Source organism: Enterococcus sp. (genome assembly GCF_032555305.1).
Taxonomy (GTDB): domain Bacteria; phylum Bacillota; class Bacilli; order Lactobacillales; family Enterococcaceae; genus Enterococcus_A.
This window is the reverse complement of the sequence record NZ_JAWGOQ010000006.1, coordinates 39,911-62,098: the sequence shown is the minus strand read 5'-3', so window position 1 is coordinate 62,098 and position 22,188 is coordinate 39,911. Positions and strand designations below refer to the sequence as shown.

General features: G+C 40.8%; 20 protein-coding genes. 5 read left to right on the top strand and 15 right to left on the bottom strand.

Annotated elements, in window-relative coordinates; genetic code table 11:
* Positions 1-50: 50 nt before the first annotated feature.
* The 7 genes from E6139_RS06460 to E6139_RS06430 all read right to left on the bottom strand — a co-directional run bounded on the left by E6139_RS06460 (position 51) and on the right by E6139_RS06430 (position 6,659).
* Entirely contained in the window at positions 51-341 is a 291-nt protein-coding gene (locus E6139_RS06460) for a PTS sugar transporter subunit IIB (protein WP_316402239.1), read from the bottom strand.
* Positions 342-435: 94 nt separating this feature from the next.
* Entirely contained in the window at positions 436-909 is a 474-nt protein-coding gene (locus E6139_RS06455; RefSeq protein ID WP_316402238.1) for a PTS sugar transporter subunit IIA, read from the bottom strand.
* Positions 909-2,984, bottom strand: coding sequence for a BglG family transcription antiterminator (locus E6139_RS06450; protein ID WP_316402237.1), 2,076 nt, complete (start codon positions 2,982-2,984; stop codon positions 909-911). The genes E6139_RS06455 and E6139_RS06450 overlap by 1 nt, the downstream gene beginning before the upstream one ends.
* A gap of 396 nt (positions 2,985-3,380) precedes the next feature.
* A complete protein-coding gene (locus tag E6139_RS06445; protein WP_316402236.1) occupies positions 3,381-4,841 on the bottom strand; it encodes an aldehyde dehydrogenase family protein in 1,461 nt (486 codons plus the stop codon).
* A gap of 125 nt (positions 4,842-4,966) precedes the next feature.
* Complete coding sequence (locus E6139_RS06440) at positions 4,967-5,503, bottom strand: hypothetical protein (RefSeq protein ID WP_316402235.1); 537 nt, start codon at positions 5,501-5,503, stop codon at positions 4,967-4,969.
* A gap of 78 nt (positions 5,504-5,581) precedes the next feature.
* Complete coding sequence (locus E6139_RS06435; RefSeq protein ID WP_316402234.1) at positions 5,582-5,989, bottom strand: DUF4809 family protein; 408 nt, start codon at positions 5,987-5,989, stop codon at positions 5,582-5,584.
* Positions 5,982-6,659, bottom strand: coding sequence for an HAD family hydrolase (locus E6139_RS06430; RefSeq protein ID WP_316402233.1), 678 nt, complete (start codon positions 6,657-6,659; stop codon positions 5,982-5,984). The genes E6139_RS06435 and E6139_RS06430 overlap by 8 nt, the downstream gene beginning before the upstream one ends.
* A 488-nt stretch (positions 6,660-7,147) precedes the next feature.
* Between E6139_RS06430 and E6139_RS06425 the strand changes: the two genes are divergently transcribed.
* Positions 7,148-8,215, top strand: coding sequence for a hypothetical protein (locus E6139_RS06425; RefSeq protein WP_316402232.1), 1,068 nt, complete (start codon positions 7,148-7,150; stop codon positions 8,213-8,215).
* Positions 8,216-8,401: 186 nt separating this feature from the next.
* On the opposite strand, the gene E6139_RS06420 is transcribed toward E6139_RS06425, so the two are convergent.
* Entirely contained in the window at positions 8,402-8,974 is a 573-nt protein-coding gene (locus E6139_RS06420; RefSeq protein WP_316402231.1) for a TMEM175 family protein, read from the bottom strand.
* A gap of 165 nt (positions 8,975-9,139) precedes the next feature.
* Between E6139_RS06420 and E6139_RS06415 the strand changes: the two genes are divergently transcribed.
* Positions 9,140-9,337 (top strand): hypothetical protein, encoded by a 198-nt coding sequence (locus E6139_RS06415; RefSeq protein ID WP_316402230.1) that lies wholly within the window; start codon positions 9,140-9,142, stop codon positions 9,335-9,337.
* Between the two features lie 39 nt (positions 9,338-9,376).
* Here E6139_RS06415 and E6139_RS06410 read toward each other — a convergent pair whose 3' ends face one another.
* Positions 9,377-10,195 carry a ZIP family metal transporter gene (locus E6139_RS06410; protein ID WP_316402229.1) on the bottom strand — a complete coding sequence of 273 codons (819 nt, stop codon included), beginning with the start codon at positions 10,193-10,195 and terminating at the stop codon, positions 9,377-9,379.
* Positions 10,196-10,456: 261 nt separating this feature from the next.
* On the opposite strand from E6139_RS06410, the gene spxB reads away from it, so the two are divergent.
* Positions 10,457-12,178, top strand: coding sequence for a pyruvate oxidase (gene spxB / locus E6139_RS06405; RefSeq protein ID WP_316402228.1), 1,722 nt, complete (start codon positions 10,457-10,459; stop codon positions 12,176-12,178).
* Between the two features lie 40 nt (positions 12,179-12,218).
* On the opposite strand, the gene E6139_RS06400 is transcribed toward spxB, so the two are convergent.
* Positions 12,219-12,596: a PTS mannose/fructose/sorbose family IIA subunit gene (locus E6139_RS06400; RefSeq protein WP_316402227.1), complete on the bottom strand. Its 378-nt coding sequence runs from the start codon at positions 12,594-12,596 to the stop codon at positions 12,219-12,221.
* A gap of 137 nt (positions 12,597-12,733) precedes the next feature.
* On the opposite strand from E6139_RS06400, the gene E6139_RS06395 reads away from it, so the two are divergent.
* On the top strand, positions 12,734-14,353 hold the full coding sequence (locus tag E6139_RS06395) for an ABC-F family ATP-binding cassette domain-containing protein (RefSeq protein ID WP_316402226.1): 1,620 nt from the start codon (positions 12,734-12,736) through the stop codon (positions 14,351-14,353).
* Positions 14,354-14,402: 49 nt separating this feature from the next.
* Here E6139_RS06395 and E6139_RS06390 read toward each other — a convergent pair whose 3' ends face one another.
* Positions 14,403-15,368, bottom strand: a complete 966-nt coding sequence (locus E6139_RS06390) for an AEC family transporter (protein ID WP_316402225.1) — start codon at positions 15,366-15,368, stop codon at positions 14,403-14,405.
* Between the two features lie 169 nt (positions 15,369-15,537).
* Positions 15,538-17,232 carry a malolactic enzyme gene (locus E6139_RS06385; RefSeq protein ID WP_410470513.1) on the bottom strand — a complete coding sequence of 565 codons (1,695 nt, stop codon included), beginning with the start codon at positions 17,230-17,232 and terminating at the stop codon, positions 15,538-15,540.
* Positions 17,233-17,299: 67 nt separating this feature from the next.
* On the opposite strand from E6139_RS06385, the gene E6139_RS06380 reads away from it, so the two are divergent.
* Entirely contained in the window at positions 17,300-18,193 is an 894-nt protein-coding gene (locus E6139_RS06380) for a LysR family transcriptional regulator (RefSeq protein WP_316402223.1), read from the top strand.
* A gap of 42 nt (positions 18,194-18,235) precedes the next feature.
* Here E6139_RS06380 and E6139_RS06375 read toward each other — a convergent pair whose 3' ends face one another.
* The 3 genes from E6139_RS06375 to dnaB all read right to left on the bottom strand — a co-directional run bounded on the left by E6139_RS06375 (position 18,236) and on the right by dnaB (position 22,146).
* Positions 18,236-19,102 (bottom strand): DegV family protein, encoded by an 867-nt coding sequence (locus E6139_RS06375; protein ID WP_316402222.1) that lies wholly within the window; start codon positions 19,100-19,102, stop codon positions 18,236-18,238.
* Between the two features lie 75 nt (positions 19,103-19,177).
* Entirely contained in the window at positions 19,178-20,470 is a 1,293-nt protein-coding gene (locus E6139_RS06370) for an adenylosuccinate synthase (protein ID WP_316402221.1), read from the bottom strand.
* A 314-nt stretch (positions 20,471-20,784) separates the two neighbouring features.
* Positions 20,785-22,146 (bottom strand): replicative DNA helicase, encoded by a 1,362-nt coding sequence (dnaB, locus tag E6139_RS06365; protein WP_316402220.1) that lies wholly within the window; start codon positions 22,144-22,146, stop codon positions 20,785-20,787.
* Positions 22,147-22,188: the final 42 nt, after the last annotated feature.

Genomic DNA, 22,188 nt, shown 5'->3' with positions numbered 1-22,188 from the left:
GCCATGTACATCATTCCGCAAACGCGGAATTGACATACATGTAGTTAAAATTATTGAATTCCCTTAGCTGCCTCGATGATTTGATTCTCAACTTTTTCCATTCCTATTCCTGTCAAGAAGGCCATCGCTGTAATTGCTGGAATTTTGTATTGTGTTGGCAGCATCGTTGTTGAGATCAGCATATCGGCTTCATCTTGTTTTCCGGCTGCTTCAGCAATTTTAATTTGCGTGATTTCCACTGGCATCTCATTTCTGGCAAATAAATCCTCGACTTTTTTCATCACTACCGTTGATGTTGCGATTCCTGCTCCACATGCTACTAATACACGAATTGTTTTCATAATGTTTTCTCCTTTTTCCTATTAATGTATTTACTTTTTTATAGACGTTCTTTCCACTGTCCATCTGCGAAAAGTGGAACTGGCACCTATTCTTTTATAAGTGATTTTTTTGGATCGCTGTGACTAACTCATTCTCGCTGGTGGCTAACAATAGTTCAGATAAAATGGTCTCATTTTGTAAAAGCCCCATCAATGATTGCAGCATTTCTAGCTGTGCGTGAGGTTGATTCAATCCTAAAACAAAAATGATTTGTGCTTTTACCTGCTTGGTATTGTCTTCCATACTGTGAAATGCCACAGGTTCCTGCATCGTAATCACTGCCACAAACTCCTCTAACACACATTCAGCATCTGTATGCGGGATCGCCGCACCAAAATTCATTAATTGGATTCCCGTCGGAAATTCTTTTTCCCGTTTCATAATCCGTTCCATAAAATCTTCTCGCACCCAACCTAGGTCTAATGCTTTCTGATACACTTGTTCAAACAATTCCTCCTGTGACGTGAAGTTCTCTTGTGCGAAAACTAATGGTTCTTTCACATAGGAACTAAGTGTCGTTTCTGCCATTATTTTGCCCTCCAATACTCATCGTTGAAACGAATCAACGACTCCCGAATCTCTTCCTTTGTTGTTGCTTTTTCTAATTGTGTCAATTCATCTGCACCGGCTAAACTCATCATTTCAAATATTAAATCCAAATGCTCTTCTTTATCATTGGAACCTAATAAAATGACCGTATGGATTTTTCTTCCATCTTCCGTTAAAATACCTTTTTTTACTAATCCCAAGCTAATCCCAACACCAATTGCACCTGCCTCTGTCACAGTGTGAGGTAAAGCGATTTTATGCCGTAAAACCGTGTAAGCTGGTAATATAGGCATTTCCTTTTTCAAAGCTTGGATATAGGCTGGTGTTATCACTTGCTGTTGTTCCAAAGGTTTTGCCAATGCATCTAAAACATCTGCCCAGCTGATCGCATCCTCGAAGATCTGAATCGTCTCGCCTTTCAACAGATCAATCAAATGCGGCCGTTTCTTTTCTAGAATTTTGGATTCCTTCGGTGCAAATAAATTCAGTAATTCTTCATACAAACTCGCTTCATCCAAAATCTTCGCGTGTTTTTTTACAACGGTTAAGATTTTTTCAGGAGTCACGATCTCTGTCTGGATGATCGCTGTTGACCGTAAGACACGCTCTCTTAACTGCCGCTTTTCCTGCTCGGATAAGAAGTTGTTTACAACGAACACTTTTTTCTCTGTTTTTAACGGAACCGCCGAGAAAATGAAATCTACTTCATAATCGGTTCGATAAAATTCCCGGGCCGACATCGACGTAACAAAATCAATTTCTGGCAGCAAATTTTTTAATGTGTTTTCCAATAACACGGCAATCGAAATACCATTTGGACACACAATGATGGCTCGTTTGCGATTTTCTGGATGAACAATCTCTGAGCTTTCAACGATGTGGCTGCCAATAAACAATGAGATGAAAAACAATTCCGCATCTGGAACGGGTTGACCAAAGTACGTTTCCAATGGCCCGCTGGCTTCCTTAACCAAGTAAAACAGTGAAAAAAGATTTGCGTCTTTATTTTCTTGATAAAAACGAGTCTGCAGATTCAAATGATATTTGATCCGATAATAGGCTGGACGCATATGGACCAACAATCGCTCCAATAATTTTTCTTTTTCTTCTAAGCTGACACTGGCAATTCGTTCAAAATTCGCAATAACCTTCTCTAAAGCTTCCTTCATCTTATTGATCTCTTTCACCGATAAAATATCGCCTCTTGAAAGATTTGTCGTCAATAGCAGCATCGTTACATAAACACGTTCATTTTCACTTAGACCATCAACATCCCAAATGACTCGATCCGCAGCTAAATATTCCTTCGTATCTGCTAGCTCCCGATAATTAATCTTAAAGCTGTAGGAAATCAACTTGCCTTTTTGCGCACGTCGAATTATCAAGATGATCAGTAAAGGCAACGTTTTTAATCGTTCATCAGTAAATTGAACTTCCAATTCTTCTTCTACTAGTTCTACACGTTTACGAAATATGTTAATCTGTTGTGGATCGAGATTGGCAAACTGCATAATGACGTTAAGACCGTTATACATCACTGCTAAATTGTTTAATAAATCTGATAGAAGATTCCGTTTATTCCACTCATCTCCTTGAATGAAATAACCCTTTTGGCGGGTATACTTTAACGCCAGTTCATGCTGCTGAAGTTCATGATCGACTTCCTTCAAATCTCGCAGCACCGTATTGCGGCTGACTTTTAAATCATCGATAAAATGATTCAGCGAAAGATACTCTTCTTTACTTAACAGCATCAATTCAATTATGGCTGCTCGTTCTTTGCCGGAAAAGACATAGCTTTCGGTCGACTCCCCGAGCTGCTCATCACCACCCTTATAATTTGAAAGAATCTCATTTGCGATCAGAAAGTGACCATTTTTGGTTCGTTTAATCTCACTCAGCTTTTCATCCAATAAAGAATCATTGATTTTCTTCAACGCGTAATTCAATTGCCCGCGTGTTAAATCAAATTTCTCACACAATGCTTTACTAGTGATCTGCGGGTTGTTAACTAACGCAACAAAAATTTGATTGGTTCGTTCTTCTAAATTCATTGTCATCCCTCTTTACATCTTCAATTTAGACGAAAAACGCTTACATTTCCATCTTCTTTGTTCCCAAATAGTTCGGTGTTCTTTATGCAACTTGGTGCTTACAAATTCTTTTTTTTACAAAAAAAGACCCGCAAAAATAGAGAAAGCTGATACAAAAGCAAAAATCTATCCTTGCGTTCCTGTTTTTGACTACTTATTATGCAACTTGGTACTCTTGTACATCCCTCATTTTAGCAAGAGTCTCATTATTTGTCTGTTTTTTATGTAAGCTAGACTTTGCCGATTTTGCTGATCAAACAGCGCGTGTAGTTTGATTAGCTATAAAAAAAGCACTGAAATGGATGAATTCCACTTCAGCACTTTCGCTTGTAGCTGATTATTTTTCTTCCTTGGTGTCTAAAATGGATACTGACCTTTTCCCACTTTAGTTGTCACCCACTGAACTCTGGTAAATTCTTCTAGTACCCACTCACCGTTAAAGCGTCCGATTCCAGAATTTTTCTCCCCGCCAAATGGTGCATTCGGTTGATCGTCGACAGTTAGTCCATTTATATGACACATTCCGGCCTCGATTCGACTGGCTAAGGCTCTGCCCTTGTCTAAGTCTTTGGTGAATAAAGCACTGGATAACCCGTATTCCGTATCATTAGCTGCTATGATCGCTGCTTCTGTATCCTTCAATTTCAGGATTGGCAGTACCGGTCCAAAGATTTCTTGATGGAAGATTTCTAGAGCAGGATCTTCTGAAACCAAAACGACTGGTTCAACGACTTGACCCTTGATAGTTCCCTCCACCAAAAACTCAGCTCCAGAATCTTTCGCCTGTTGAATGATTTCTTGAATTTGTTCCGTTTGTTTTTGATTGATGATAGGGCCAACCACTGTTTTTTCATCAGACGGATCGCCAGAAGCTAGTTCTTTCACGCGTTCAACTACTTTATGGACAAATTCATCAAATACCGCTTCAACCACGATTGCTCGATTTGCTGCCATACAGATTTGTCCCGAGTGCATGAATTTGCTGACGATCAACGCATGAGCTGCCTCTTCAATGTTCGCATCATCTAACACAATAAAAGGTGAATTCCCGCCTAATTCCAGAGCCACCTGTTTCATCTTCTTCCCGCTCATTGCTTGACTAGCGATATTTTTCCCCACTGGAGTCGAACCTGTAAAGGAGATAAAACCAGGTATAGGATGTGCCACAAAATAATCCCCGATTTCACTCCCGCTGCCGACGGTTACATTAACTAATCCTTTTGGAACACCTGCTTCTTCAAAAATCTTTGCAGGAAGAAGTCCACCGGTTACTGGGCTATCACTAGCTGGTTTAATGACAACTCCATTTCCTGCAGCAATTGCAGGTGCCAGAGAGCGCATCGTCAAGTGAAACGGAAAATTCCATGGACTGATAATTCCGATCACCCCAACAGGTCTATGCGTCACAAAGCTTTCTTCTCCTGGGGTATTTGTAGGTAAAAGTTTGCCTTCTACCCGCATCGGAAAACTAGCCGCCTCTTCAGTGATTCCTTTTGCCAAACTAACTTCGAGCCCAGCCTTGATTTTCGTGGCTCCCCCTTCTTTGATCAGCCATTCTGTAATCTCCGCTTGCTTCTCTTCCATCAGCAAAGCCGCTTTTTTTACGACCTCACTTCGTTCTTGAGGTGTTTTATCCATCCACTCTTTTTGTGCTCTTTGGGCTGCTTGATAGGCTTCATCGACATCCTCTGTATTCGCCCCCTGGATCTTCAGGATCGTCTCTTGCGTGTAGGGATTTTTATCCTCATTCACATGCTCTGAGTCCTTGCCTTGTTTCCATTCTCCGCCAATAAATTGTTTGTCGAACTGTTTTTCCATATAATCCACCTTTCTTATTATCTTTCCATCATAGAATACGTTTTCATGAAAAGGCAAAAATGCGGCTCAAAAAGACGGATCTGTTTTCGATCCGTCTGTTGGAAATCCGCTATTTTGATTGATGATCAATCATTTGTTTCGTTCGCTTCAATCAACTTTTTAACTGGTTGCAGTGTCTCACGATCTGGCAGGTTAATCGTCGAATCTTCCAGTTGGAGCGCTTTTTCACTCCTATTAACCGTATACGTATAATCCTGGATAACATTAGGACCATAATTTCCAATGATATGAATCTTAAGGGTGGCATCATCAAGAATCTCATAGGTGGCGTAATCACTATCCATCCGCTTCTCCTTGGTACCCTGAAATAGACTGCCTGTGATTTGCAAATCGCTATCAAAAGTTAAGATTTGAGAACCATTGAACCAAGAATAGTTAAGTAACAATGCCGACAAAGACTGCTGTGGGTTGATTGTGACTGAATATTCTTTCAAATAAGTTTCGTTAATAAAATTCTCGCGCGAGTTTTCTGTCTGGTCCTCTTTTAAAATCTTGCTGACCTCCACAGGATCATTTGTTGTTACTGTGATTTCTTCTTTTGTTTGATCGGAACAGCCTGCAAACAAAAGCAAACCTAGCCCTATCATCAGTCCTCGTTTCATTTTTCCCCTCACTATCCTAAAGCTTATTTTCATGATAATAAAGCTTTGCGCAAAAAAAATCCTAGATTTCTCTAGGATCTAATCAATCGCTATTCTGATCTCATAAGGTTCGATTTTAAACAATTGAACTAAAATATTGTTTACCTGTTCAAACAATTCATTATTATCATCAAACAGTTGCTTTGTTTGGAATCGCTGATCCCCTGCTTGATAGATAATTTGATCACCAAGAAATCTTGGTTTGACAACTGCATCTGCTCTCTTCAAGACGATCTCTTCCTCACCAATACCAACAGGAATCGCAGTCTCGCGCCAACCATTCTTTTGAGCAATCGTTTGGACGAGCGAAGGCACATCAAAATGATCCAACACAGCAGATCGTTGATCTTCAAAATGAATGGTAAACGTCTCCGTATTTTGCATTCCGCAAGCATTACAGCCGCCTTCAATCAAAAAAGCTTTGCTGGAAATAGCTGCTCTAGGCATTCGATTCCCTCACTTCCTGATAAATTTTAGTTAGTGAATCCCCATCTAGTTCTGCAAAAGAAGATACGACTCTATCGGCAGCAGCTAGGTCTTGTGGCGGAAACACTGGATTCGCAAAACCGACACAAACCATTCCTGCATTATGAACGGCACCCGCACCGTTTTTTGTATCCTCAATCCCTAAACAATTTTCCGGCTTCACACCAATCCGCTCAGCCGCAGCCAAATACACATCTGGCGCAGGCTTTGAATGCTTCACTTCTTCCGTACTGACGACTTCTGAAAAATACTCAGCTAATCCGATTTCCGCTAGATTTACTTTGATTTCTGCTAATGACGAGGAAGATGCTACCGCTAGCTTCAGCCCGGCTGCAGACAGTCTTTTCACAAAAGCTTGGACATGAGGAATCACCCGAACGCCATCTCGCTTGATCATCGCTTGTCGTAAAGCGGTCATTTCCTGAACATACTCCTGCACTGATAAAGGCAGTGAAAATTCTTGCTTCATTTGCTCCCACATATATTCACTAGTAGTCCCCATAAATTGAAAATGATAGCTTTCTTCTACTTCGTGTCCCGCTTCTTTTAAGATCTGTGACTTACTCTGAAAATACGTATATTCTGAATCGACTAACACACCATCCATATCAAAAATGATTGCTTCTAGCATAAATACCCTCCATCAAAACGTTTGCTTAAACTCTACCATAGAAAAAGAAATGAGTGTAGCCATTACCGAAAAAAGATACAAGCAGCGAGTTGTTCTGATTCAAAGTTGCTGGAGAGTTTATTTAGTTTGTTCAGAATTGGTTTTAAGTGATTTTTTCAATATTTTTAACAACCAATCTAGCTAGGCAGATAATCTAGATTTGAAAAAATAGAATAATCTGTACATTCATGCATTCTTAAGTTCTAATATTTAACAACAAGTTATTTTAAATCAATATAATTCAACCGATGAGTTCAAATAGAAAGTCAAAAAACACTATACCCAAAGATTTTTTAGAAAATAATAAATAAAAATGTTTATCTCCAACTATGTACTTACTCGTTATTTAGAGCTATCATATTTGTGAAAGATATCTCTACAAATGATTACTTAACAAGGACTATAGGAAAATTTGATAAAAATTATTGACAAGCGGAAGGATGATCAGGATGAAATTAGTTAAAGCACTACAGGGCCGCCAGTTGTTTTTTATGAAAAAGGACAATCTCATGAAACGAGTGAGCCAATACTTTGAACAAACCAACAATGCTGCAGAAGTCGTAGAGTACCTTGTGACGATTCTTTTGCGGGATGCTTTGTGTGCTGGAGACTATGCTCTGGAGTCGTTAACGGACCTCATCCGTCAAATTTTCCTGACCGCTGAACCCAATGATACCCTGCGCCGCCATGTCGTCTACTTCAAAAAGTTTCTGAAAGAAGACTGGCAGACGGTCATTGATCGGTTATTTCTTAATGAAGCAGAATACCATGCATTTACCAAGGAATCTTGTTTATATAATGAATTTCTAGAGAAAAAGACCCGTAGAACACCGCAAGTATCCGGTGAAAAATTCAATACTGTCGCCATTTTTAGAGATGCCGACGGGAAAAAATATACGTGGACATTGCGCGATACGAAAGAAATCCCGGTTGATTCAGAAAGTCAGATCGCTGAAACAGCGGGTGTATTGCAAATTTTGACGACGTTGACAATCTTCAAGTCCACGAAAGGCGTAAGGCGCTTTGCAGAATTAATAGAATATTATACCCCAAAAGCCAGTATCACCGTGAGCTACAAGGTGCCACAGGCAGAAGCGCCCGTTCCAGCTTCAGACGTCAAACAAACAGACGAACCACAAACAACTCAAAAGCAAGAAAAATCAGCTTCTTCTAATAATAGTAGTAAAACACCACCAAAACCAAACAAGCCTGCTACAAGCAAGGAAGGCAAAAACACCCTGTCCTATGAGAAGCTCATGGATAAAAATGAAGCGATGTACCAACTGTCGCAAGCGGCTCCGCCAATCGAGGCAAAGGGCTGCTCTGCCGCGCCAAATCCCGAAACAACAGAGAAACCACCTGCCAAGAAATCTAGCACAAGTCCTCAAAAGATAGATTCCTCCTATTTGCGCTACGGAAAAACCGAAGAAGAAATCAAGCAAAACCGTGAAGCTAGAAGTAAGAAACGGAGAATAGATAAGGAAATAGCCAAGAGAAGGAAAAAAAAGAAGAAGTGATGTCTTGCGTTGATTTGAAGGTTCCTTAAACGAGTAAACTGAGCAAAAATAAGCATGAGCCTTAGTTTATTTGGTGTGCCCGAATATCTCACTGGCTTAAAACGTTCAATAAAATTGGCTATTATGGTATTTTACAGAGCATTTCTATGTACAAAAAAATGAAAAGCACAGCACTTGGCTGCACTTTCATAAGGTTTTTTCAATAGATTTTTCCGGAATGAACCACATTAATAAAATCAGCGTATTCACGATCAACACAGCGATCGGTGCAATCAATTTTCCTAAAATCAGCGCTACAATCGCTAGACCAATCGATAGATATAATTTTGGATAATGTCTGAATAATTGGCCGATCTTTGAATCTTTTCCGTTTGCTCTGACTAATGCTCGAACCAACAGATAATAGGCAAAATCAGTTCCCAGCGTCACCAAACCATACAACGCTTGAGGTGCCCAGGAGAAAGGATAATCCCCTACCCAAGCAGTAACATATGGGAATAGTGTCATCATTAAAATCAAAAAGTTATTGGCCCATAAGACCCAGCCATCTACTTTTCGAACCAATTGAAAAAGGTGATGATGATTATTCCAATAGATTGCTAAGCTGATAAAACTGATCAGATAAACGATAAATTTGTGTTCCATATGTAAAAAAGCTGACCAAGTGGGACCATTTGGCTCATGTAATTCTAACACTAACAGGGTCATGATGATGGCGATGACCGCATCTGTAAAAGCTTCAATTCGTGACTTTGGCATTTTCCTTAACTCCATTCGTTGCTTACAAAAAATTAGCTGCTCCGACTCCTATTAAACAAAAAATACGCTAATTTGCCAATAAATACGTCTTAAGTTGGACGTAAGCAAGAATATATTTTGCTAAACTATGTTTAAGTTAAAACAAATGGAAAGAAGGAATTTAAAATGATGAAAGAATATCCTATGGTTGTACGAATTTTAGCTGTTGTCGGCTTTTTCTTAGTTGCTAGTTTGATTTTAAGTATTGTTGGCCCGCTTCTTTCAGGCCTGATCGGCTTATTCTTTAGAATCGCGATCCCATTAGCAATTGCTTACTTCTTAGTCACATGGTTGACCAAACGTCGCGGCCGCAGAACCTATTAAAACACAAAACCGTCGAAAGCTGAGCTTTCGACGGTTTTCTTATCCTAAAGCGACATCCAAAATCATCATAATAATAAAACCAAGCATGGCACCAAAAACGCCAAAATGATGTTTACTGTCGGTCGTTGCCTGAGCTTCAGGGATCAATTCTTCCACTACAACATAAATCATCGCTCCAGCCGCAAAAGAAAGCGCATATGGCAACAAAGGCTGGACACTCGTTACTAAAAGTGCTCCGATCACAGCTGCGATCGGTTCTACCAGACCTGATGCCTGTCCATACAGGAATGATCTCGTTCGACTCAACCCTTCTTGTCGTAAAGGAATCGAAACAGCTGCGCCCTCAGGAAAGTTTTGAATCCCTATCCCTAATGATACCGAAATTGCTGCTAAGACTGCCGCTGCTGGATTTGCCGCTTCATTTGCTGCTCCAAAAGCGACACCAACTGCCAACCCTTCTGGAATATTATGCAGGGTGATTGAAAATACGAGTAAAATCGTTCGTTTTAAATGGCTGGGAAATCCTTCTTTTTCTTTGTTCGGACCGAAGTGCATGTGTGGGATCGTTTTATCTGCGATATAAAGAAATAATCCGCCGAGACCAAAACCGATGCTTACTACTAACCAGGGAATCGAACCATTCTCCTCCGCCGCTGCAATCGCCGGATCCAGCAACGACCAAAAGCTAGCAGCGATCATCACGCCAGAAGCAAAACCCAACATCAAATTCAGTACATTACGGTTGATATTTTTAAAGAAGAAAACTAATGCGGCTCCTAGTGCCGTCATTCCCCAAGTAAACAGTGTTCCCACTAATGCTTGTTGCCAAGCGGCTAAGCTCAATAGCCAATCAATCATAAGAACCTCCTTATTGTTTTATTCATATATCTATCTTGCTACGTATATCCTTAACCTTACATCCAATTTCATTCATGTAGCTAAAATACTTAATCGAAACGATTTAGTTAAAATGGCTGCCTGAAAACGTTTATTCGTATTCACTTTATCATATTTTAGGTATACCTGTAAACTTCTTTGAAGACACTTTCTTTGATGCTTTTTTCAAGACGCGTTATACTTTTCAGGTAGGAACTTACAAAAAGAAAGTGAGTGAAGAAGATGTCAAAAATTAATGCAGGCGTTGCGATGATCAACGTTTTAGAAGCTTGGGGAATCGATCATATTTATGGGATTCCTGGCGGTTCATTCAACTCCACGATGGATGCGTTGTATCACGAACGCGAAGCCGTAAAATATATTCAAGTCCGCCATGAAGAAGCCGGTGCACTAGCTGCTGCAGCGGATGCAAAACTAACTGGTAAAGTAGGTGCTGTCTTTGGTTCAGCCGGACCAGGTGCCAGTCACTTGATCAATGGACTTTATGATGCGCAAATGGATCATGTACCCGTTTTAGCTTTACTAGGGCAAGTTGCTTCCACCGCTATGAATTACAACTCTTTCCAAGAGTTAAATGAAAATCCAATGTTTGCGGATGTCAGTGTTTATAATCGGACAGTCATGACACCAGAAAGTTTACCTCACGTAATTGATGAAGCCATCAAAACTGCTTATCAACAAAATGGTGTAGCTGTTGTTACGATCCCGGTTGATTTCGGTTTTGCAGAAATCGAGGAAACAGAAATCGCAACTGCGAAAAACCATAAAACAGGTGTCGTTCTTCCTGATGAAGCAGATTTGAAAGCAGCATTGCCTCTGATCGAAGCTGCGAAACAACCTGTTCTTTACATTGGGCAAGGTGTGCGTGGTGGCTTCGATGCAATCAAAGCTTTCTCAGAACATTTTTCAATGCCTGTTGCTGCCGCTGTCTTAGCTAAAGGGATTATTCCTGATTTATACGAAAACTTCTTAGGCTTTGCTGCTCGTGTCGCCACCAAACCAGCGAATGAAGCGTTAGCTGATGCTGATTTGATCGTCTTTGTCGGCAGTGATTTCCCATTTGGTCGCTATTTCTTCAATCCAGACGCGAAATTCATCCAAGTCGATATCGATGCTGCAAAATTTGGTCGTCGTCACAATGTTGATCAATCCGTTCTAGGTGATGGCGCAACTGCGCTTCGCCGCTGGGTCGAACTAGGTAAAGCACGCCCGGCTGATGCATGGTTCAAGGCTAACCAAGAAAATATCCGTAACTGGCATGCTTGGCGTAAGAGCTTCTATAATGACGATTCAACACCATTACGTGCTGAACCAGTCTTTAAAGAAGTCAATCGCATCGCTGAACAAGATGCTGTTTATGTTGCTGATGTCGGCAATGTTACCCTGAATGCGATCCGTCATTTGGAAATGAATGGTGAACAACAATTCACCACTTCTGGCTGGTTTGCTACTATGGGTAATGGCGTTCCAGGCGGGATCGCCGCACAATTGACATATCCAGACAAACAAGTCTTTACCTTCAGTGGTGACGGTGGCTTTGCGATGCAAATGCAAGATATCATCACACAAGTAAAATACAATTTGCCGATCATCAACGTGGTCTTCTCAAATAATGCCTTTGGCTTCATTGAAGCGGAACAAGAAGATACCGAACAACAAAAATTCGGCGTTTTCCTAGAAGGAGCAGACTTCGGCAAAGTTGGTGAAGCGCTTGGTGCAGATGGCTTTACGATCACTGAATACAGTCAACTAGAACCTGCCTTCACTGCGGCAAAAGCCAGCAAACGTCCTGTCGTGATCGATGTGAAGATCAAAGACGAACGCCCTTTACCAGTGGAAGCTCTAGAATTAGAACCTGAGAAATTCTCAGCAGAACAAATCAATGCCTTCAAAGAAAAATATCAAGTTCACGACATGCCAACATTACGTGAACTCTTGAAATAGAGCAAAAAGGTTGCGCCCAAAATTTTGGGCACAACCTTTTTTACATTCTGCGAATCGTTTGTTTCGCTTCTACTTCCAATTGCTTCGTCAATTCATCTACCGGCAACTCTCGATTTACTAATGCTTGCAAAACCATCGGCAAATTAACTCCGGTCACTAAGGACTGTCGCGAATCGTTCACGACGCAATAACTGGCATAACGAAACGGCGTCCCGCCAAACATATCCACCAGCCAAACAAGTTCATCAACTTTCGTTAATAAATCCTTAGCAAAATCCTCTATTTTTTCTTGCAGACCTGTAGCTCCGGGTTCGATATTCAATGTTTCCACACAGCTCTGTTCACCCAAAATGGACTCAGCTGTTTTTAACAGACTGTCCGCTAAATGGTCGTGGGTCGCGATAATTATCCCGATCATACTGACACATCCCTTCACTGCCAAGTCTATCCTATTTTAATTCCTAAGTAAATTCTTTAGGAAGCTTGAAACTTCAGATGTTCCCCGATATAATGCAAAGAGGCCTTGCGCCAATACTGATAAAGCGAGGAAAATCATTGATTACAGTAAGTGACGTTAGTTTACAGTTTCCTGATCGTAAACTTTTTGATGACGTAAATATTAAATTCACTCCCGGCAATTGTTACGGGTTGATCGGTGCAAATGGTGCCGGCAAATCAACCTTTCTTAAGATTTTAGCAGGCGATATCCAGCCTTCTACTGGCTCCGTTACTTTAGGTCCCAACGAACGAATGGCTGTCTTGAAGCAAAATCATTTTGACTATGAAGAATATACCGTTCTTGAAACAGTCATCATGGGCCACGAACGCTTATACCAAGTCATGCAGGAAAAAGACGCCATTTACATGAAGGAAGATTTTTCAGATGAAGACGGTATTCGCGCAGCAGAACTGGAAGGCGAATTCGCCGAACTAGACGGTTGGGAAGCTGAGCCCGAAGCAGCAGTCCTATTGCAAGGATTGAATATTCCAGAAGACTTGCACCAGCAAAAGATGAGTGAACTGACTGCCGGACAAAAAATCAAAGTCCTATTGGCTCAATCACTCTTCGGCAAACCCGATGTTCTTTTACTAGATGAGCCCACGAATGGATTAGATATCCAATCAATCAACTGGTTGGAAGAATTCTTAATTAACTTTGACAACACCGTGATCGTCGTATCCCATGACCGCCACTTCTTAAACAAAGTGTGTACCCACATGGCAGACCTAGATTTCGGTAAAATCAAATTGTATGTCGGAAACTACGACTTCTGGTTGGAATCAAGCCAACTAGCAGCAAAATTACAGTCACAACAAAATGCCAAAAAAGAAGAACAAATCAAAGAGCTGCAAGACTTTATCGCTCGTTTCAGCGCCAACGCGTCGAAATCAAAACAAGCAACTTCCCGGAAGAAAATGTTGGATAAAATCACGCTTGATGATATCCCGCCTTCGTCCCGTCGTTACCCATTTGTACAGTTCAAACCAGAACGGGAAATCGGGAATGACTTGCTGCAGGTCGATAATGTTAGTGTGACGATCGATGGCAAGAAGGTTTTAGACAATATCTCCTTTACGCTGAATCGTGACGACAAGGTGGCTTTCATCGCTGAAAACGACTTAGTAACGACAACACTGTTCAAGGTCATTATGGGCGATCTAGAGCCTGATACAGGCACGATTCGCTGGGGTGTTACAACAAGTCAGGCCTACTTGCCAAAAGACACGACGAAGGAGTTTGACAGCTCTATGCCGATCCTTGATTGGCTGCGTCAATACGCCAGCAAAGAAGAGGACGACAATACCTTCTTGCGCAGCTTCTTAGGACGTATGCTTTTCTCTGGTGACGAAGTGATGAAGCCAGTCAATGTTTTATCCGGTGGGGAAAAAGTCCGTTGTATGCTATCAAAACTAATGCTATCGAAATCAAACGTCTTAGTCTTGGATGATCCAACCAATCACTTAGACCTAGAATCAATCTCAGCATTAAATGATGGCTTGATTGCTTATAAGGGTTCGCTTTTATTCGCTTCTCATGACCATCAGTTCATCCAAACGATTGCGAACCGCATTATCGCTATTTCTGAAAATGGAGTCGTTGACCGTGCGGAAACAACCTATGATGAATTCTTGGAAAATCCAGAAGTTCAGAAACAATTAAGTCATTTATATTAAAAGAAAAAGCATTCGCAATTCGCGAATGCTTTTTTGATTGGGATGCAAATTAAATAAATTGAACGAGTTGCATCAAGATCGGAACGACCACTACAAACAAGATTGTACTTGTCGTGACTAAGTTTGTCGCATACTTAACGTCCCCGTGTGCTTCGTTTGCTAAAATCGGTAATACCGCCAACATCGGTGTAGCCGATTGAACAATCAAGGTTTGTTTCAATAGCGGTGCAAGGCTTGCCCCAAAAACATTTGATCCAAGCGCAATCAAGGCGATCAACACAGCTGGTGCTAGGACAAAACGTCCTAATAACGCAACGACTGTATCACGATCAAAACGGATACTCTTCAAACCAGCATCATACAAAACAATTCCGATATACAACAAGGATAGTGGAGTAACGATACTGCCAACATACCCAAGCGTTGCATTGATAAAGCCTGGTACAGGAATCCCTACTAATAGAAAGATAATCGCTACGATAAATCCTAGTAATGGTGGCGGCAATAGTTTCTTCCAATTTAACTTGGCTTTGTTCTCGCCTTTAACTTTGGTTGGATCATCGTTTGAAATCAAGAAGACCCCAAAAGCCCACGTTGAAACGGTATTCGTCACATAGTAAACCAAGAAATAAGGCAAAGCTTTTTCGCCGAACAAGGCAATATTCAAAGGCAAACCAATGAAGATCGTATTCGCATTTACCACGGCATTCATAAAGATTCCGCGACGTCCTGGACGAATTTTCAAAAGTTTAACTAATACATAGGCCAAGATATAAGAAATTATGACTGCCCCAACCGGGTAGATCAAACTGCCCGATAGTTGGAACAAGCTTTCTTTGGTCAGATTTTTTAACACTGAGACAAAGATAGAAGCTGGCAGCGCCACTCGTGTGATCAGTGACGAAACACTTTTGCCAAAGCTTTCATCAAACCAGCCTTGGCGTTTCAAGATATATCCTAAAGCAATCATAATAATGATACTTAAAACACTTTGGATCGATTGAAAGAAAATCATCTTTTTTCCTCCTTATTCGTTTTTAAAGTAATAATTTTTTCAAAAGAAAAAATTAATTCGATTCGAACGCCGTATATCATTCAACTAAAGTGCTTGACCAATTATTTTACCGGCCTTGCTAGATACCCTTCTGATTACGTATCCTGCGAAAAGTTGAACTGACATCCTCTTAATCAACATCAAGCGGTTGGTATTCTGGATACCATTTCATATCCTCTACTGCTTTTTTGATGTCTGTGATTTCTTCTTTATTCAATTTTTGATCGACAACACTTTTCACAACAACTTCTGCAATTGTTTGCGAGAATTCTGTTAATTTCGAAACAGGTGGTAGGACTGCTGCCCCTGGTTTGCTTGTATCAACGATTCCTCCCAATGCATGACTAGCTTGTGATAACACTTCACCATTGACACGTTTGGCTGTCGAAGCAATAATTCCTAGACCTAGACCTGGATACATCAAAGCATTGTTCGCTTGACCAATTTGATAAGTCACGCCATTGTATTTCACATCATCAGCTGGAATCCCTGTTCCAATCAATGCTTTTCCATCTGTCCACTTAATTAGATCTTCCGCAGTTGCTTCTGCTAATTTTGTTGGATTTGATAATGGGAAAATGATCGGACGTTCGGTATTGGCTGCCAATTCTCGCACGATTTCTTCAGTAAACGCCCCCGGTTGAGTTGATGTGCCGATAATAATCGTCGGATGAATCGCTTTAACAGCGGCCGTCAAGTTCGTCAGTTCATCCACATTTGAAAATTCGCTGCGTTGACGGACGAAGTCTTTTTGACCAGGTGTTAAGTCTTCTGTATCTTCAAACAAGACTCCTTGTTTGTCTACCATGTAAAAGTGTTTCCGTGCTTCCTCTTCAGATAACCCTTGACGTTTCATTTCATCTAGCAATTGGTTGGCGATCCCAACACCAGCCGTTCCGGCACCAAAAGTCATGATTGTTTGTTTTGTTAAGTCTTCCTGTGAAATATTCAAAGCGCCTAAGACACCAGCCAAGACGACGATTCCTGTTCCTTGAATGTCATCATTAAAGGTTGTGATCTTGTCTTGATATTTTTCTAAGATATTTGCAGCATTTGAACGGCCAAAGTCTTCCCAGTGCAACAAAACTTCAGGGAATAAGTCTTCAACGGCTTCAACAAATTGATCAATCACTTCATAATACTTGTCACCATAAATACGTTCATGTTTATTTCCTAAGTACAATGGGTCATTCAATAATTCTTGATTGTTTGTACCGGCATCGATGGATACTGGCAGGACTTGTGTAGGATTGATCCCGGCAGCAGCTGTATAAACCATCAATTTACCAATGGCAATATCCACACCATTAACGCCCCAGTCGCCGATTCCTAAAATACCTTCTGCATCCGTTACGACGATTAAGCGAATATCACGGCCGGCAGCGGCATTTTTTAAGCTGTCTTTGATGCTTTCTGGATCATCAATTGAGATGAACACAGCATCTTGCGGTTCAACAAAGAGTTCGTTGTATTGTTCAATTGAATCTGCTACGGTTGGATCATACACGATCGGCATGAATTCAACGACATGCTGACCCATCAATTTGTAAAAAAGCGTCCGGTTCGTATTGAAAATATTCATTAAAAATAGCCGTTTTTCTAAATTCGTAGTTTTACTTTGATATTGTCCATACGTTTGTTCTGCTTGTTCTTCCAAAGTTTGAACCTTAGCTGGCATCATTCCGGTCAGTCCATATTGTTTCCGTTCTTCTTTAGTAAAAGCAGTTCCTTTATTTAAAAATGGGTTAGTTAAAATTTCGTTTCCTCTCATTTTCGTTTCCCCCTTGTTTGTATACTTAGGAGAATACGCGCATAGACAAACTATAGTCAAAACAAAAGCTTAGGATAAATTTTATTTATATGATAGTCTAATTTCACAAGAGGAGATTATTATGAACTTTAAAGACCTAGAATATTTCCAACGCTTAGTCCGTGAAAAGAATTTTACGAAAGTCGCAAATGCCTTTCATGTCAGTCAACCGACCATTACTTACGCAGTCAAGCGGCTGGAAGATGAATTAGGGACCGAGCTTGTCTACCGTGATCAGTCTCACAAACAATTAATTATCACCCAATCTGGACTGATTCTGTCTCGTCACATCTCTAATATTTTAAAAGAAGTAACGATTGCTGTTACCGAAATCGATCGTTTGAAGGAAGAAACCTTAGATTTTGGATTGCCGCCAATCATTGGCAATTTCTATTTTCCAAAGCTCTCTTCTTACCTTTTCAAAAATAATTTAATGCAACACATACATTTGGTAGATGGCGGCTCCCGAGATCTCTACGGACTTTTGCGCCGGGGAAAAATCGATCTTGCTCTATTAGGTTCCACAGAGCCGATCCGTGATGATGAATTGATTAGCGAACTTCTGATTGAAAAGAAATTTATGATTGTCGTTAGTCCGGACCACCCATTGGCTAGTCGAAAAGAGCTAGCCTTCTCTGAACTGAAAGAAGAACCGTTTGTCCTTTTGAATGAGCATTACGTTCATCCCACCGCTTTCAAAAAAATGGCGCAACAAGCCCATTTTGAACCGCAGATCATTTATCAAAACAGTAATTTGAATATTTTGAAGGGAATGATCCGCGAACAGATCGGTATTGGTTTTTTAGCCGAATTAGCGGTTTCACCTGATGATCATTTGGTAACAATCCCTATCACTGACGAACCTCAGCCGACCTTCATGATCTCTCTAGTACAAAGAGAGCAAATCTTAGATTCAACAATCCGAGGGCAGCTGATTGAATTGATCCGTGACTTCAGTCAGCAAAAAGAGCAATAAAAAACGAGGAAATCGATTTGATTTCCTCGTTTTTTTGAATACTTATTTTCGTTTTTCACCGCGTGTAAAGACCGCGATACAGCCAAGACCAGTGTGGCTGGCGATTGTCGTTCCCAACGGAAAGATTCGAACCTCTTTTGGATGAATGCTTTCCTCTAGGTGGCGTTTCACCTCTTCAGCACCTTCTTGATCGGCACTAGTAGTGATAAAAATCGTTTGATTTGCCGGGTCAGTCGTCGCTTCGCTGATCTTGTCAGCAACTAGCTGTAAGGCTTTTTTGCGTCCTCGAATTTTCTCGACATTTTGCAGCTTGCCTTCGACATCGACAGTGATAATTGGTTTGATATTCATTAAGCCACCGATTGCAGCACTGGTTTTTGAGATACGTCCACCGCGTTGCAAATGATTCAAATCATCAACAGTCACCCAGTGATGATAAGTCAGCTTGTTTTCTTCTAACCAATCATGTAAATCTTCTAGCGACATCCCCGCTTGTTGCTTCTGAGCTGCTTCATAGACCATCAGCCCCTCACCGCCGCTGGCAGCTAAAGAATCTACCACATAGACCTCAGCGTCTGGTAAATCCTCTTTTAAGAGCTCGACAGCCTGCATCGCACTCTGATAAGAACCACTCATCCCAGAGGTGAAGCAAATATACAAAATCGGAATATGCTTCTCTGCATAGTTGCGGAAAAATTCCACATAACGCCCTACATTGACTTGTGATGTGGTTGGCATCGCACCGTCTTTGATCTGTTGATAAAAATCAGCGATCTTAAAACTGCGACCCAAATCATCAGCGAATTCCGTTCCATCTATTGAAACATACATTGAAATGAAATCAACGTTGTTTTCTTCTAGTAACTCATATGGCAAATCGCAACATGAATCTGTCAGAATCTGATACATTTTTAAAATCCTCCAAACACCCACTTAATAGTAAATCCATTTTACTAGATATTTGGTTCCTTGTCTCACAATAAGTTAGATTTGAGCCCAAACACTCTCCATAATGTTGGTTTGTGTCCGATCTGGTCCAACCGAGAAGGTCGAAATCCGTACACCGACAAGTTCAGAAACACGACGGACGTAATTCCGAGCATTTTCAGGCAAATCTGCTAAATCACGGCAACCTGTAATGTCTTCACTCCAACCAGGTAACTCTTCATAAACTGGTTTGCAGCGATTTAGTTCCTTCAAGCTTGCTGGGTAATGATAGATCAGCTCGCCGTCCAATTCGTACGCAGTACAAATCTTAACCGTTTCTAAGCCGCTCAAAACATCAATTGAATTTAACGATAGATTGGTAATCCCTGAAACGCGTTTTGAATGACGCATCACAACAGAATCAAACCAGCCAACCCGACGTGGTCGTCCAGTTGTTGTTCCATATTCACGACCAACTTCACGAATTTGATCGCCCACTTCATCAAATAATTCCGTTGGGAAAGGTCCATCACCGACACGCGAAGTATAGGCTTTACATACACCGACAACTTTATCGATCTTAGATGGTCCAACACCACTACCAATGGTTACTCCACCTGCAACCGGATTAGAAGATGTCACAAATGGATAAGTTCCTTGATCGATATCCAGCATCACGCCTTGTGCACCTTCAAATAATACACGTTTGCCTTGATCCAGCGCATCGTTCAAGATTACTGATGTGTCCGTGACATATTGTTTGATTTGTTGCCCATACTCGTAATACTCTTCAAAAATATCAGCAAAGTCCATCGCTTCATCATCAAACATTTTTACGAATTGACGGTTCTTTTCTTCTAAGTTGATCTTCAAGCGTTCTTCAAAAATTTCTTTATCCAATAAATCAGCGACCCGAATACCGACACGTGCAGCTTTATCCATGTAGGCTGGTCCGATCCCTTTAATGGTCGTACCGATTTTATTTTCACCTTTTGCATCTTCCTGCAATTGGTCCAATTTGATATGATATGGCAAGATTACATGCGCACGATCTGAAATACGTAAGTTCTCAGTTGTAACGCCACGTTCATGTAAATAAGCCAATTCCGTAACTAATGACTTCGGATTGACTACCACACCGTTTCCGATAACACTGATTTTTTCTTTGTAGAAAATACCAGAAGGAATCAAGTGTAATTTATATGTTTCATTGTCAAATTTGATTGTATGACCTGCATTGTCTCCACCTTGGTAACGAGCAATGACTTCCGCATTCTCACTTAAAAAATCCGTGATCTTTCCTTTACCTTCATCGCCCCACTGCGTCCCTACAACTACTACAGATGACATCTGAACACCTCATTTTATTTTATTTAATCCTGAACTATTGTATCAAGAATAGCGCTATACTTCAATGAAAATTCGAATATTACAAAACAAAGATTATAAAATGCGGCTAAATCACGAACATTATTTTCGAATAATTGGAAAAACGAGACAAACTTCGTATACTGAAAAATTTAACTTGTAGCAATTTCGTACAAAAGTTACTTTTCAAACGTCAAAAAAATGATTAATCCTCACCACTCATATTATTTTTCTAGTCACGCTAAGCTAAAACGGATAGAAAAACTAACAAAAAAAGCGCAAGTTCAAAACTTACGCTAGAAATCTTCTCTCGGTGATAAGGAAGAAAATTTATTGTATTCCTTAATAAAGAGCAGCTCAACGGTTCCTCGTGCTCCGCTCCGGTTTTTCTCAATGATTACTTCAATCACGTTACGATTGGCTAATGATTCTTCCTCTTCTTCACCTTCACGATCATAATAGTCATCACGATATAAGAAAGCTACGATGTCAGCATCTTGCTCGATTGATCCTGATTCACGGATATCACTTAGTACAGGCCGCTTGTCCTGACGTTGTTCAACCCCACGAGAAAGCTGTGACAAAGCAATGATTGGTACTTTCAGCTCTTTTGCCAGTTTCTTCAATTGCCGCGAAATTTCGGAGACTTCTTGTTGGCGATTTTCTCGACCGGTTCCTTCAATCAACTGCAGGTAGTCAATTAGAATTAAGCCAAGATTTCCTTTCTCCTTGGCTAATTTATGACATTTCGCTCGAATCTCAGAGACTTTGATCCCCGGAGTATCATCAATAAATATATTTGCTCGTGACAAGCTTCCCATTGCGACAATCAAGTTCTGCCATTCTTCTTCAGACAACTGACCTGTTCGCAAATGACTTGCTTCGATTGAGCCTTCCGCACACAGCATCCGGTTTACTAAGGATTCCGCCCCCATTTCCAAACTGAAAATAGCAACCGATTTATCCGTCTTAGTCCCAACATTTTGGGCTATGTTCAAGGCAAAAGCTGTTTTACCTACCGCTGGTCGAGCTGCCAGGATGATCAACTCTTCTGACTGCAAACCCGCAGTCATTTTATCTAAGGCGGCATATCCCGTCGGCAGTCCTGTAATTTCTTCATCGTTTCGTGCCAATTGGTCAATATTTTCAATCGCGGTATTCAACACCTCACTGATGGTCAAAAAACCGCTCTTATTGCGTCGTTCCGATACTTCCATGATATTGCGTTCGGCAGCATCTAAAATCGTCTGTACGTCTTCTCCTTGCTCAAAACCCTCGGTCACAATATTCGTAGCCGTTTGGATTAAATTACGCAATAAAGATTTCTCTTCCACGATCTTGGCATAATAGCCTACGTTCGCTGCGGTGGGAACGCTCAAGGCAAGTTCAGATAAATAGCTTAAGCCACCAGCATCTTCCAGCTGGTTTTGCTGTTCTAGTAATTCCTTGACCGTTACTACATCGATCGCTTCATTGCGGTCATTTAACTGGATCATTGCACGGAAAATCAATTGATGCCCGCGACGATAAAAGTCTTCTGGAACTATGTACTCCATGGCCGTGATCAAAGCATCAGTATCCAAAAAAATAGAGCCTAAAGTTGCTTGTTCGGCTTCAATGCTTTGTGGCGGCACACGATCTTGTAACATTTCGCTCATGTCTGTTTACGCTCCTCTTCGTCCATCTATTTTACAAAATCT

Bases quoted from the DNA above. Each gene is read 5' to 3' on its own strand.
- E6139_RS06460 (WP_316402239.1), bottom strand. From the start codon at position 341: ATGAAAACAATTCGTGTATTAGTAGCATGTGGAGCAGGAATCGCAACA.
- E6139_RS06455 (WP_316402238.1), bottom strand. From the start codon at position 909: ATGGCAGAAACGACACTTAGTTCCTATGTGAAAGAACCATTAGTTTTC.
- E6139_RS06450 (WP_316402237.1), bottom strand. From the start codon at position 2,984: ATGAATTTAGAAGAACGAACCAATCAAATTTTTGTTGCGTTAGTTAAC.
- E6139_RS06445 (WP_316402236.1), bottom strand. From the start codon at position 4,841: ATGGAAAAACAGTTCGACAAACAATTTATTGGCGGAGAATGGAAACAA.
- E6139_RS06440 (WP_316402235.1), bottom strand. From the start codon at position 5,503: ATGAAACGAGGACTGATGATAGGGCTAGGTTTGCTTTTGTTTGCAGGC.
- E6139_RS06435 (WP_316402234.1), bottom strand. From the start codon at position 5,989: ATGCCTAGAGCAGCTATTTCCAGCAAAGCTTTTTTGATTGAAGGCGGC.
- E6139_RS06430 (WP_316402233.1), bottom strand. From the start codon at position 6,659: ATGCTAGAAGCAATCATTTTTGATATGGATGGTGTGTTAGTCGATTCA.
- E6139_RS06425 (WP_316402232.1), top strand. From the start codon at position 7,148: ATGAAATTAGTTAAAGCACTACAGGGCCGCCAGTTGTTTTTTATGAAA.
- E6139_RS06420 (WP_316402231.1), bottom strand. From the start codon at position 8,974: ATGCCAAAGTCACGAATTGAAGCTTTTACAGATGCGGTCATCGCCATC.
- E6139_RS06415 (WP_316402230.1), top strand. From the start codon at position 9,140: ATGATGAAAGAATATCCTATGGTTGTACGAATTTTAGCTGTTGTCGGC.
- E6139_RS06410 (WP_316402229.1), bottom strand. From the start codon at position 10,195: ATGATTGATTGGCTATTGAGCTTAGCCGCTTGGCAACAAGCATTAGTG.
- spxB (WP_316402228.1), top strand. From the start codon at position 10,457: ATGTCAAAAATTAATGCAGGCGTTGCGATGATCAACGTTTTAGAAGCT.
- E6139_RS06400 (WP_316402227.1), bottom strand. From the start codon at position 12,596: ATGATCGGGATAATTATCGCGACCCACGACCATTTAGCGGACAGTCTG.
- E6139_RS06390 (WP_316402225.1), bottom strand. From the start codon at position 15,368: ATGATTTTCTTTCAATCGATCCAAAGTGTTTTAAGTATCATTATTATG.
- E6139_RS06380 (WP_316402223.1), top strand. From the start codon at position 17,300: ATGAACTTTAAAGACCTAGAATATTTCCAACGCTTAGTCCGTGAAAAG.
- E6139_RS06375 (WP_316402222.1), bottom strand. From the start codon at position 19,102: ATGTATCAGATTCTGACAGATTCATGTTGCGATTTGCCATATGAGTTA.
- E6139_RS06370 (WP_316402221.1), bottom strand. From the start codon at position 20,470: ATGTCATCTGTAGTAGTTGTAGGGACGCAGTGGGGCGATGAAGGTAAA.
- dnaB (WP_316402220.1), bottom strand. From the start codon at position 22,146: ATGAGCGAAATGTTACAAGATCGTGTGCCGCCACAAAGCATTGAAGCC.